Source organism: Desulfobacterium sp. N47, from assembly GCF_051233685.1.
In the GTDB taxonomy this organism is placed as follows: domain Bacteria; phylum Desulfobacterota; class Desulfobacteria; order Desulfobacterales; family RPRI01; genus RPRI01.
In genome coordinates this window covers 1-12,631 of record NZ_JBAMMY010000328.1, presented here as the reverse complement: position 1 = coordinate 12,631, position 12,631 = coordinate 1, and the positions used below count along the sequence as shown (strand labels likewise).

13 protein-coding genes and 1 pseudogene are annotated in these 12,631 nt (G+C 39.5%); all 14 read left to right on the top strand.

Going from position 1 to position 12,631, the window contains the following annotated elements; all coding sequences use genetic code 11:
- Window positions 1-142, top strand: a pseudogene (locus tag VXK47_RS20900) (ISAzo13-like element transposase-related protein); the annotation flags it as partial.
- 487 nt (window positions 143-629) lie between these two features.
- Entirely contained in the window at window positions 630-2,168 is a 1,539-nt protein-coding gene (locus VXK47_RS20895; protein ID WP_435550724.1) for a Cas10/Cmr2 second palm domain-containing protein, read from the top strand.
- A gap of 27 nt (window positions 2,169-2,195) precedes the next feature.
- Window positions 2,196-2,888, top strand: coding sequence for an RAMP superfamily CRISPR-associated protein (locus tag VXK47_RS20890; RefSeq protein WP_435550723.1), 693 nt, complete (start codon window positions 2,196-2,198; stop codon window positions 2,886-2,888).
- Window positions 2,885-4,057: an RAMP superfamily CRISPR-associated protein gene (locus tag VXK47_RS20885; protein WP_435550722.1), complete on the top strand. Its 1,173-nt coding sequence runs from the start codon at window positions 2,885-2,887 to the stop codon at window positions 4,055-4,057. Before VXK47_RS20890 ends, VXK47_RS20885 begins: the two co-directional genes overlap by 4 nt.
- Window positions 4,057-4,710 (top strand): hypothetical protein, encoded by a 654-nt coding sequence (locus tag VXK47_RS20880; protein WP_435550721.1) that lies wholly within the window; start codon window positions 4,057-4,059, stop codon window positions 4,708-4,710. The genes VXK47_RS20885 and VXK47_RS20880 overlap by 1 nt, the downstream gene beginning before the upstream one ends.
- 25 nt (window positions 4,711-4,735) lie before the next feature.
- Window positions 4,736-5,374: a TIR domain-containing protein gene (locus VXK47_RS20875; protein WP_435550720.1), complete on the top strand. Its 639-nt coding sequence runs from the start codon at window positions 4,736-4,738 to the stop codon at window positions 5,372-5,374.
- 3 nt (window positions 5,375-5,377) lie between these two features.
- The gene (locus tag VXK47_RS20870) at window positions 5,378-7,000 is read left to right on the top strand and encodes a KGGVGR-motif variant AAA ATPase (RefSeq protein ID WP_435550719.1); all 1,623 of its coding nucleotides are present in this window, start codon (window positions 5,378-5,380) and stop codon (window positions 6,998-7,000) included.
- Complete coding sequence (gene csx7, locus VXK47_RS20865) at window positions 6,997-7,797, top strand: type III CRISPR-associated RAMP protein Csx7 (protein ID WP_435550718.1); 801 nt, start codon at window positions 6,997-6,999, stop codon at window positions 7,795-7,797. The genes VXK47_RS20870 and csx7 overlap by 4 nt, the downstream gene beginning before the upstream one ends.
- Window positions 7,798-7,801: 4 nt before the next feature.
- Window positions 7,802-8,782 (top strand): RAMP superfamily CRISPR-associated protein, encoded by a 981-nt coding sequence (locus VXK47_RS20860; RefSeq protein WP_435550717.1) that lies wholly within the window; start codon window positions 7,802-7,804, stop codon window positions 8,780-8,782.
- Entirely contained in the window at window positions 8,783-9,304 is a 522-nt protein-coding gene (gene csx19 / locus VXK47_RS20855; protein ID WP_435550716.1) for a type III-D CRISPR-associated protein Csx19, read from the top strand.
- Entirely contained in the window at window positions 9,291-10,370 is a 1,080-nt protein-coding gene (locus VXK47_RS20850; protein ID WP_435550715.1) for an RAMP superfamily CRISPR-associated protein, read from the top strand. The genes csx19 and VXK47_RS20850 overlap by 14 nt, the downstream gene beginning before the upstream one ends.
- A 10-nt stretch (window positions 10,371-10,380) precedes the next feature.
- Window positions 10,381-11,136, top strand: coding sequence for a DUF6602 domain-containing protein (locus VXK47_RS20845; RefSeq protein WP_435550714.1), 756 nt, complete (start codon window positions 10,381-10,383; stop codon window positions 11,134-11,136).
- Between the two features lie 7 nt (window positions 11,137-11,143).
- Window positions 11,144-12,328 (top strand): SAVED domain-containing protein, encoded by a 1,185-nt coding sequence (locus VXK47_RS20840; protein ID WP_435550713.1) that lies wholly within the window; start codon window positions 11,144-11,146, stop codon window positions 12,326-12,328.
- Window positions 12,329-12,405: 77 nt separating this feature from the next.
- Window positions 12,406-12,631: CRISPR-associated endonuclease Cas1 (locus VXK47_RS20835; protein WP_435550712.1), on the top strand; the 226-nt coding region annotated here is incomplete at its 3' end.

Genomic DNA, 12,631 nt, shown 5'->3' with positions numbered 1-12,631 from the left:
TGGCGGAGGACGTAAGCGTACCGTATATAACGATTCGACCCTTTGCAGTGATCTTGAAAGTTTGATAGAACCAGAAACAGCAGGAGACCCAGAGTCGCCGCTTCGATGGACTTGCAAAAGCGTTCGGAACCTTGCTCAAGATTGGAATTATACAATAATGCCATATCGATCAACAGATAAATTGTAAACGTTATTTTGTGACAACTCCTAATCTGCTGAATAAATTCGGACCATATGCCTTAAAAGATATCGAAATTGCACCGATCGGACAAAGACCGGGGGTAAAATACGGGATTTTGATGGATAAGGGAAAGATGGAGATTGTGTATTGAAATGAACATGTGTTTAGAGGAAGGAGGCTGTTATGGCTGAACAATTAAATGATAGCAAGATATTAAGATTTATGTTCATTTCACAAGTTGTTTGAAATTTAATATTTTTTGTTTTTGGTATTTGTCGTTTGCCAAAAAAATAGAAATTTTGAAATGAAAAATATACTTCTATCAGTTGTAGGATTAAGTCCGCAGGTGATTACAGAAACATTGTATGCGCTACTTGAAGCTGAAATAATGGATTTTGAAATAATTTAGACAAGCTATTGCAATTGCAAATAGATGGAGTCTTTTTTTATGAAAGAAAAAACATACCTTATTGTTATGGGAATTCCAAGTATCAAGAAATACGTCTTTGGTACCGACCGATTGATGGAAATCAGAGGCGCAAGTTCATTGCTGGACAATTTAATCCGGCATGAGATAGAAGATTTTCTTAAAAAATGCACCGACATAATAGAAGTCGATACAGTTTTTACCGGCGGCGGAAGCGCACAGTTCATTATCAAATCCGATGAAGAAAAGCTTGGAAAATATCTAAGAGACTTGGAAGGCATTTTTATCAATAAAACCGGTGGCGGAATAAGATTGATTTGGGGGAAGGCTGAATATGATGGCAGTAATTATCAGGAAGCAATGGAAAGAGCTCATCTTGAATCAGAATCCCAAAGGGAAGAAAAACCATTCGTTCCAACCTCGCAACTACATACAGGCTTCATTCGTGAATGTAATAGCTGTTCAAAAATGGCTGGCTATATTACTGTAGAGCAGAACAAGCAGCGATTGTTATGCAATGAGTGTTACCTTAAATTGAAATATAATCGCAATGCACGGGAGTACTTATGGGATGATCTCTCGAAATTCCTGCAAAAAAAGCATGTGGTAGTGGAACGACCGGATACCTTTGAACAAATCGGCGAACAATGCAGTGTCCGTAATGGGTATACAGCTCTTATCTACGCTGATGGCAATGTAATGGGAAAAATTATCAAACAGATCAAGGATAAAACACAGTACCAATTTTTTTCAAAAACAGTTGAAGATTCCATACGAAAAGCTTGTTATGAAGCGATTTACGAAACATTCTTTGAAAGTGTGAAAGAGAGGCCAACAATCTTGCCTGCTGAAGTTCTACTTTTGGGAGGTGATGATTTGCTTGTTTATTTAACTGCAGAAAGTGCTTTCCCTTTTGCTATAAAATTAGCCAAAAAGTTTAATGAAGAAACAAAAAGGGTTTTCGCGAATTCCCCTTTTTTCCCTGAGTTGCTTGAGGGCAAGGGATTGACGATTTCATTGGGAATTGCATACGGAAAAAGCCATACTCCTTTTTCCATAATGCTGGAGCAGGCAGAGGAGCTGCTTCACACGGCGAAGAAAAAAGGATCGCAGGATAAAAATGCCGGAATATATTACGCTCCAAGTTATATAGACTATCATATTTCCACGAACTTTAACCAAGTCAGTGTAAAGGAAAGCCGAACTGCTCATATGAAAATTCATGGAACTGATGGCAGATTTATTAAGCTGTATCAAAGGCCCTATTCACTTGAAGATGCCGAAACCTTGCTGGAGCATGCTGAAAATTTAAAAAATAGCAATATTCCTGGAACACGCTTGAATCGCCTGGGGAATGCGCCAACCATGGGAAAGGTTTATGGTACAATCGAGTTTCTAAACTTATATACCAGAGCGGGCGATTCAAGAGAAGCTGTTGGTAAAGCGCTGGATAGTTTTGACTGCTTTACGCATATGCCATGGAAAAATGAGATTAAGGACGATTCCACAGTACTTGTAGATTTGATAGAGCTCGCGGGTTTTTGCAAGAGAATAAATTAACTCTTTATGATGATTAGGAATCAAGAAATGCACCACATTATATTAAATCTGACAATCAATATGACATCCAAATGGCATATCGGATCAGGCGAAGGGAGTCTAATCCTTGATCGTCTGATAAATAAAGATTCACGGGGTAGGCCGTTCATACCTGGCAGCACATTAAAAGGGGTTATCAGGGAGAGCTGTGAAAAACTTTCCAGAACCCTTGGATTCCCGGAACCTTCTGATCCGCATCAAACCGATCTAACGATCCAAGATAATTTTAGGCCTACCGTTGATTTGCAATCACCCATCGACAGAATTTTTGGAAACAAATTCGAAGGGGGACAGCTTTTTTTCAGAGACGCACGCCTTGAAAATGATCCTCTATACAATTTCCGAAAGACTCAGGCCCGAATATGTAAATACCGAAAATTGGGAACCGCCAAGGACAAGCACCTTTTTTCCACAGAATACGCAGCACCAATGGTTTTTAAAACAACCATTGAGGGGCATCATGAAAATTTAGTCAGCATTGTAGAGACAGACCCACCTTTTGAATATTGCCTACTGATTGCAGGCATTTTGAATATCGTACATCTTGGTGGAGATAAAAGCACCGGATGCGGAAAAACGGAGATTGTGTTTGATTCTATTAAGTTCAATGAGAAGCCAATTCTTATGGATACAATTTTTGAATATTTGGATTCAACTATGTACATGGAGGCAAAGGCATGAAACGCTACCAAATCAGAGCAAAACTAATGTCGCCTTTAGCCATCAGGCAAAATCGCCAATCCGACATGTCATTTAGTTTACCTTATCTTCCTGGCGCTAGCCTGCGGGGAGCATTAGCCGCTAAACATATACGTGATGGCGGCAACCCTGACGACAATGTTTTTAAATCGCTGTTTATCAATCATTCTGTAAATTTTGGTAATTTACTCCCGGTAGACAGTGAAGCCGGAAATTCCAAGGTGTTACCACTAACGAGTGCTTCCTGTAAACGAGTCCCTGGATTCAGGCAAGAAGGCAAACATGGTGTTTCAGATACCTTGATTTATAAATTTGCACAAAGAAATCAGATAAGGACTAATAATGAAACATTCTGTCCGGTTGTAGAATGCAGGAATGATGTGAAAGCATTCAGCGGTTTCTGGAATGGCGATATCGATTCGCCTAAAGAAATTCAAACATCAATCCTTTTTCAACGACATACAGGTATTGACAGAACCACTGGTACAATTGCTTCCTCAATTTTTTTTATCACTCAAGCTATGGCCGATTTTCGCAAAGCCTCCGAGACAGGGAAATATATTCAGCAGTGGCTTTCCGGCAGCATATATATAGATGACGAACAATTTGAGATGCTTAATTCGCTTGCCAGAGGGCCTGTCTTTGTCGGTGCATTCCGGACACGAGGCCAGGGAGAAATTGAGTTATCCATTGAACCAGACGAAGCTGAGACACCTTTTCCGGATATTGTTGCATGGGGCAGTAAATTCAAGGGCAAACTAAAGGACATAGTGCATGATAAAATTCCAGAGGATTTGTCTGTCGGACTTTATTTCAGTGTAACACTTGAATCAGATACAATTCTGGTTGATCAATTTTTGCGGCCATCTTCCGAGATAAATTTGCCATTTGATAATATACAGCCTGTATTAAAAATTACCAAGCCGCAGATAATTCGCGGATGGCAGGCGGCATGGGGGCTTCCAAAACCGGATGACATCGGCCTTTCTATGGGCAGTGTATTTCTGTTCAAATATATTGGAAGTGATGTGGATGGTCTTAAACAAGTTTTGAGTACCATAGTAATGAAGGGAATTGGTCTCCGACGCGAAGAAGGTTTTGGTCGGATTTCAGTATGCGATCCGTTGCATATTCAAGAGGAGGTGGTTTGATGGAAGTAAAACGTAATGGTATTGATCCAGAAATACTGCAACAAATTGATATGTTTCTTGAAAATTTTTATCAACAGTCGGTCGCTGCCGGAAATGAAATGGCACGAGTTGAGTTGAGTCCTTCACAGGTAAGAAGTCTCGAAACATTGATCACTTCAACAACTCGATTTTCTGAGGTTATTAATTACATCAAAAATCAAATTGGGAAAGATAGACAAAACAAGTGGTCACAAGTCGGATCTTTCTTATTAGGGCAACTGGATCAAATTGAAGCCAAAGTCGAATCGATGAAAAATTTATTTAGGATAACTGGTCGGTCATTGACCGATCTGGAGATTGAAGGCATATCTGAAACTATTATTTCAAAAATTAAAAACATGGCACTGTTGCCATTTGCCGATGAAAAAAGGTTTCGTGATATTTTAGAAAAATTAATCGGATATGAATTAAAGGCATTAAATAAGAATGATGAAGAAAAGAAATACGATGAATCGGAAAAAACACGTCAGACCATTCTTAAATATGCCCGAATCGAGACTGCAACTATATTAACCATAAAAATGATCTTGGTCAGAAAGTGGTGTAAGCAGGTTGTGGCACACTATTGTTATAAAAGGGCTCTCATGGGGAAAAATGAGGGAAATCAGGCTTAAAGTAATTATGTCAGGGGTATGAAACATGGGGTATGAGTATGATGTCTTTATAAGCTATCGTAGCACATATAAAAAATGGGTAAAAGAAGTATTTTTACCTATTTTTGAAGAATCATTAAATGAAGAAGTAGCTATATTTCAAGAAAAGGTCACAATATTTTTGGATAAGGATGGAATAACTGGTGGTGATAATTGGAATAATAGAATACTAAACGCACTTTCAAAATCAAAATGCTTGATCCCAATAGTTTCTTATCAGTATCTTAACTCGTACAATTGTCGAAAAGAGTTCGTCATTATGCATCACAGGCAAATTCAATTAGGGCTTCAAACCATTAACAATCCTAAAGGAATAATAATTCCTTTCGCGATACATGATGGCGAACATTTCAAAAAAATAATAACAGATATTGAATTTTATGATTGCACAGATTATCGAATACCGGAATGTGGGATAGAAGCTTTTCTAAAAAGTAATGCCTTTTTAGAATTAGGAAGAAAAATGAATAACTGGGCCAAAGCTGTTGCTAAATCAATTTTATATGTGAATAACAATAATCCCTGGAATCCTAACTGGTTAAATACGGAATGGATAAATCTTCCTGTGGATGATATTTTGCCACCATTATATCAACAAAAAATTACACAGCCGATACTGGATTAATATATGGGTCAAATAATTACATTCTACTCTTATAAAGGGGGTACGGGAAGAAGTATGGCGCTGACCAACATCGCTGTCCTTCTAACAGAATGGGGATATAAAGTTTTAATGATAGATTGGGATTTAGAGGCGCCGGGGCTGGAATATTTTTTTAAACTGTGTCCTCATTTCAAATCAATTCAAGAAAAAAAAGGAATAATAGACCTTCTTAATGAATTCGAAAAAAAATATAGCAAAGTCTTAAGGCAAGCAACCCAAGCAAACTTAATTAATTGTATTTCAAATATCATTAGAAAGCGCTCCGGTATGACTTACCAACCACATATCCTTCATGATGAAGAAGATTTAATATTTCATTTGGAAAAAATAATATCAGAGATTTCATTACCCAATACCTCTAACAAACTGTATTTATTAACAGCCGGGGAGCGAGATGAAAATTATTTTAAAAAGGTTCGCAATCTGGATATTCAATCTTTTTATGAACAAAGCAATGGAGGGGAGCTAATAGAATATTTAAGGAATGAATTTAAAAGAAAATTCGACTTCATCTTTATCGATAGCAGAACAGGTATCACAGATATCGGAGGAGTTTGTACTATTCAGCTGCCCGACATACTTGTCCTTTTCTTTATTGCTTCTGACCAATCATTTAATGGCATTATAAAAGTTGCAAAAAAAGCTTACGATGTTCAGAAAAATTGGACAATAGATCGACAAGGGTTAGCTTCGATACCTGTAGCAAGCAGGTTTGATTTCAATAGTGAATATGAGACAGCCAAATATTGGATAAATCGGTTTGCGAGTCAATTAAATGATATTTACGGTCGCTGGTTGCCAGTACAAAGTAACACATCACTGGAGGATTTGGTTCAAAAACAAATCGATATGCTGATGAATACCAAGTTGCCATATATACCATATTTTAGTTTTGACGAAAAAATGCCTGTATTTGAAGAGAAGCATAATCCGGGAGGGTTGAAATACGCCTATGAGAATATTGCAGCACTCATAGCAAACAATCTCGAAGACGCAGATCAATTGATTAATGACCGCGATACTTATATTCGTAAAGCTGCTGAACGACCTCAAGCAACGAGTAAAGGAGGCGATTTGATTATGGATAATCCATCTCCATCTATGCCTGCAGATGAGTACATAGAATCCGAGGGCTTTAGATTATTTTTGGATGAGACTATACGTCAAAACGCATGCAATGCCGTGGAACTTTTCCTCAAAGATAATAAGCCCATCAAAAACGCGCAACTCAATGCCATCCCTCCTGCAATTCAGGCAAGAGGTTTTTCCGGCTTAAAAGACCTTATAGAAAATCAGAAAGGTAAAGATACTAAGCCGGAAAACAAGGCATTTTGGGAATTTCTAAATAATATCATATTAGCACAACCTGGCTCTGAATTTTCTCTTAGGCAAATTATTCAAAATGAACTCAAAGCACACAATTTGCTTACGGAAGAAACGATGTCGCATGATAAAATAGAGCAAAAGAAAATCAGGAAGGCCAATAAAGCGATTGTGGATGAAGTCTTAAATCATTCGATAGCAATCTATTTTGAACACTTTAACAGCCATTATTTTTATATAACCAAACAGGGGGCAGTATCATGAGCAAACACAACATGTTTAACCGAAAGATAAAAATTTCCGGCAATCTTATCTTTGACACTGCTTTTCATATTGGATCCGGTAAAGAAGGAGAGTTAGCCACCAATATGGGAATTTTACGTGAGGCGGACGGAAGTCCCATATTGCCCGGATCAACTTTAAAAGGAAATTTCCGGGCTTTTGCAGAGCGGCTTTCCGACCACTTGGGATTTGAAGCCTGTCTTCTTGATTCGAGTCTATCTGGAAAGAATTGTGTCAGCGATGAGAATTTTAGAAAAACTAAACTAAATGAATTCCAGGAATTAAAGACGGAAGATGTAAAAATCAACTGGTTAAACGAAAAAACCTGTGATATTTGCCGTCTTTTTGGCTCACCTTTACAGGCATCACGTATTTTTTTCAGCGACGGTACACTTATTAAATGGGATCAACGCATTCAGATAAGAGACGGCGTTTGTATCGACAGAGATACGGAAACTGCGAGGCCAGGTGCGAAATATGATTTTGAAGTGGCCTCAGCCGGTACTGTATTTAAAATAAACATTGAACTTGAAAACCCGGACGACAAAGATTTGGCTATTGTAGCTGCTGTCCTATCGGAATGGGAAAACGGTTTTCGTTTAGGAGGATTTACTTCTCGTGGACTTGGGCGGGCTCGATTTGTGGATAAAAAAGTTGAATATGTAGATTATACAAATTTTGATCAGTTAAAAGCTTATTTACTTACAAAACAGATGACGGAAGCCGGATCACTGCTGGATGACAACCTGCGCTCGGCATTGCAGGTTAAGGAGGGATAAGAAAATGCTGAAAAAAATGATTAACAACGCTAAGATTGATATTGAAATACATCCCAATGACCCGTTGCTCATCAAATCCGGAATGTCTACTGTTGGTGGTGCGGATATGGTATTTGTCAGGACGTACCGGTTTGATGGAAAAGATGAACCATTTATTCCCGGAAGCTCATTAAAGGGAATGATCAGATCGTATGCTGAAAAAATCTGCCGCAGCTTAAGAGATATGCCTGTTCCGGTTTGCTTGCCCTATCTTGAGCCTAAAAAAGAAAAAGAGGGGGAAAAACGCCAAGCCTCATGCGGATTATATTTTGAAAACTATAAAAAAAAGGTGAAGCCAATTTCTTCCCCGGATATATACAGTCTATCCTGCCCGGCATGCAGGTTATTCGGTTCGCAGAGTTTTATCGGAAGGTTTGCTACATCAGATGCATATCTTACCGACGAGTTCCGGCAAAATGGGCGACCTGTTTTTGAAATTAGGGATGGTGTTGCCATTGACAGACTGACCGGTGGAACAGCCGGTGGCGCAAAATATAACATGGAAGTACTGACCCGTGGAGAATTTAAAACAACGCTGGAGATAAGGAACTTTGAAAGGTGGCAGCTTGGGCTTATCGGGCTGGTGCTTCGGGATATGGAACAGGGTCTTGTCCGCGTTGGTTTTGGTAAAAGCCGTGGACTGGGCTCATTTCATGCGAAAATAACAAATTTTGAGATAACCTATTACAATCGGAATATTAATTCATTAAAGGGCCTTTCAACTCTTGCATCAAAAGAGGATTCCAAGGCATATGATTTTTTCCCTGAAACGGTGGATGATGCCTCTCAACTTCCTGTGCCCAGAAGCGAGGGTTTGCGTTATATATACAACCTGACCGACTCATGGAAAGAGAGCCTTGATCCGGCTGTGAAGGATTTGGTGAAATATATTGAAGCTGTAAAATGGCCTAAGAATATCGAAGAATACATTGCAGGGAGGAGCTAAATGCCATTTCTTCATTCAAAGAATTTTAATATCCAAGACTTTGTTTCGTTTATAAGCCAATGCCGGTTTCCTGAAGATGCTTTGATGATGGCTTTCTCTCCTGCTGAAACGGTTTTTGCCAAATTTAAACTGGATGAACCCTTTCTAAAAGAAACAGATCAGGGCAGGATTTTTTGGACCGGTGGTGAACTTAAATGGCGTTGTGTGGACGGTCAAATACGCGTCGTCTATCTCGGGACAGAAGCGCCACCTGACGGCCTTGACGATCATTCTCATGAAATGAGTGGCCTTGTAAATAAGCCTGAAGAATTAATACTCTGGGGTGTTCGTTCAGATAAAAAGCCGGAGTGGATTGAACAACAGGTTCCGCAACGGTTTGTTTATCCTGTTAAAGGGGTAAAATATTCAAGGGGACGGGTGGCTCTTGTGGTGGAAAACTGGCTTGATGAATCAGAGATTACTCATTACAGCCGTTATCAAAGCCTTAAGGAAATACCGGGAGAAACATATGCCGATAGATGAAAAATTCTGGAATCCATACAGGATGATTCCGGTAAGGGAAAAAATCGAAAGAAGACCACCGCAAACCCATGAGAAGTTTAGAGGGAAAAGCGGCATTATCTCATGCACTCTGGAAAATTTGACCCCATTGTTTGTTGGAAAAAATCAGTTAAATCAACAGGCGTTTCTCACCCGCAATGGCAAACCCGTGATCCCAGGAAGCTCTTTGAAAGGGATGTTGCGCTCTCTCTCTGAGGTTATAGGTGGTGGCTGCAATATTACCGATTCTAAAGGCCAATACAATAAATCCCTTGCTGCATGTAATAATGCAAGTAATCTTTGTATTGCTTGCAGGATGTTCGGCATGAGATCAAATGCAAGGGTGCATACAGGAAACGTAAGTGTCGGAGATGCCCTGATACGTGAAGACACGCCTGAGACAAAAAATTTTCAAATTTTGCTTTCAAGCTGCGGAACCCGGCATGAGCCATTTTACCGGTCCCCCAAAACGGGTCAGCTTGATGGAAAATCCCGAAAATACTATTTTCACCAGCCGCTCAGAACAGATTCTGTACCGAACGTACCGGAAAAGCTAAAGCCCCATGCTTGGGATATCAAAGCCCTGCTACCCAGCCACCATTTTGACTTTGAAGTGCACTTTTCCAATTTAACCCAGGATGAGCTTGAACTCCTTATGTATGCCTTGGTGCTTGAAGAGGAATGTCAATCTGTGATTGGCGACGAAAAGCTTAAATTAAGCGGTCCCCTAAGACACAAAATCGGCAACGCCAAGCCTTTAGGCCTGGGCTCCTGCCACATAACCATAAACAAGCTCGTCTATTTGGCTGACCCGAAGCAACGGTTTCTATCACTTCAGCAGTCGGGTGATGTCGTTTATGAAGAGAACCCCCTGAAAGAAGAGATCTCAAATCTGACAAGCCGATATCCAGCGGATATAAGTGAGACAATGCAGCAGTTACGAAAAATGCTGATATGGGACATAAACGATTCAAGAGATTTTGCTTATCCGGATTATTATTGGTTTCAGAATCCGGTGAACAGCCAGAAAATACTTAAAAAGATCTAATGGAGAAAGTTTGAACAAAGCCAAAAACAAATCAAAAAAAGATGGCAAAAAATTTTTGCAGGAAGCATTTGCTTCTGAACAAAAATTATTACGGGCGGCACTGGAACATTCGAGCCAAAGCATATCACATGATGCTACTATGGGTACGGTTAATGAAAGCTGTTTCATTGAAGTTCTAAGAAAATATTTACCAAGGCGATATGCTGTCGACACCGGCATCGTCATTGACAGTACAGGCAATACCAGCGATCAGATAGATGTGATTATATATGATATCCAATATACGCCTACCCTTTTAGATCAAAAGAGTCATCGATACATACCTTCAGAAGCGATTTATGCTGTTTTCGAGGTGAAACCCAAAATTAACAAGAGTTCCATTGAATATGCAGGTAAAAAAGCAGAATCGGTAAGAAAACTAAAGCGAACAAGTGTGCCTATAGCGCATGCCGGAGGAGAATTCCCTCCTAAGAAATTATTTCCAATAGTTGCAGGGATTGTGGCAAGCGGAATTGAATGGGAAAATGGCTTTATCAATGCCTCTTTTATTAAAGGCTATAAGACATTAACAGATGATAGAAAACTGGATTGCGGCGTTGCTATTTCCGGAAGTTGCTTCGATATATTTAATGGCGCCTTTGAATTTGGCCCAACGAATCAGGCGTTGACTTATTTCCTGTTCCGGTTGTTACAGAAGCTTCAATCTCTTGGAACAGTTCCTGCCATAGACTGGAATGCATATGCCTTAGCTCTCAGTCAAGGATAGAATTACTATGAATTCGAAAATAAAGCCCGTATTTATTAGCTACAGCCGTGAAGATTTGCATGAAGTCAAAGAAATTGTAAGCATATTGCAAGTGGCAGGAATTCCGGTATGGCAGGATATTAATTCCCTGGATGTTGGTTTGACGGAAGACCAAATAAGAACCGCAATACGGGAAGATTGCGCGGCGCTTGTTTTTTATGCAACTTCTAACAGTATAGTATCTGATTTTATAAAAGACATTGAGCTTAAAGAAGCTTATCAAAAGTTTAAAAGTGATAATAAATTTTCGATTGTTCCTATATTCAATGAATCAATTGATAAAGTGAATGCTGCTCTCAAGGGGGTTATCGATGGTAATATTTCAAGATTCAACGGTATAGTTATTGAACCGGGTAAACCTCTGATGGAAGAAATATCTCAAAAGTTGAGAAGAAATCTTTTGAGTATTGTACTAGGACAAAGCCAGGAAAAAAGAGTACGGATAGCAGTAATGACTTATTCTCCTACTCCAGATGATGCTAAACCAATGTTGAACCTGGACTGGTCTGCTCTACATCTGCCGGACAGCCTTCTTTCGCAAAACTCATGGGCTGATTATGTTTGTCCTGCTCTGGCGGATATCAAAAATACCCTCGTAAAAAGCAGCAGAACAAATCTGGAAATTATTTCAAAAGCTCAACCTCAAGTCGGAATTGCATTCGGATATATTTTTAGGAAGGAAGCCGGGTTTATATTGGATGTCCATCAGTTCGACCAAATTTGGAGTACTTCGACAGATGAGAATGAAACTTCCTATTTGAACTGCAACTGTACTTCAGGAGACCTCGGCAATCAAAATATAGCAGTCATCATTTCAATTACCCAGGAAGTCGGCAATGTCACGGGAAGGCTATCAGGGGTAGATATTGGTTTCCGTGCTTTTCTTAATTGTTCACCAACTGGTGGCAAAATTCCTTATAATATTCCACACGGTCAGATTGCAGCAGCTATGGCTGGAGAAATCAGAAAAGCTATTCTTGATGCAAAAAGTAAATATGATGTTACCGACATTCATATTTTTTCAGCCATTCCGCTGGGGCTTGCTTATTTGATAGGATGGCGATTAAACGCATGCGGCCGGATTCATCTGTATGATTATGACCGAAGCAAGGGTACTTATTCACCTTCATGGATTCTTGAAGGAAATTACTGAGTTCTGATTAAATTATTGCGGAAACTATATGGCAAACCGTTACCTGACTGAACAGAACAGCATACTCCGGAAAACCCGTGGCCGACCGTTTCACATTAAATCTTATCAACAACAAGGTATTTTGCCCCGATGATTTTCACGCTAATCCTTCCGGTGAAGGCATTTATTTCAACCGCGATGCTATGAAACGATACTTTGCGGAATACGAAAAGCATCTCAACCGGGAATTTAACCATAATGAAACCGGAACAAAAACGACTTTGAGAAAGTGTTTCCGGCATCAGGCGGAGAAATTAGCCGGAA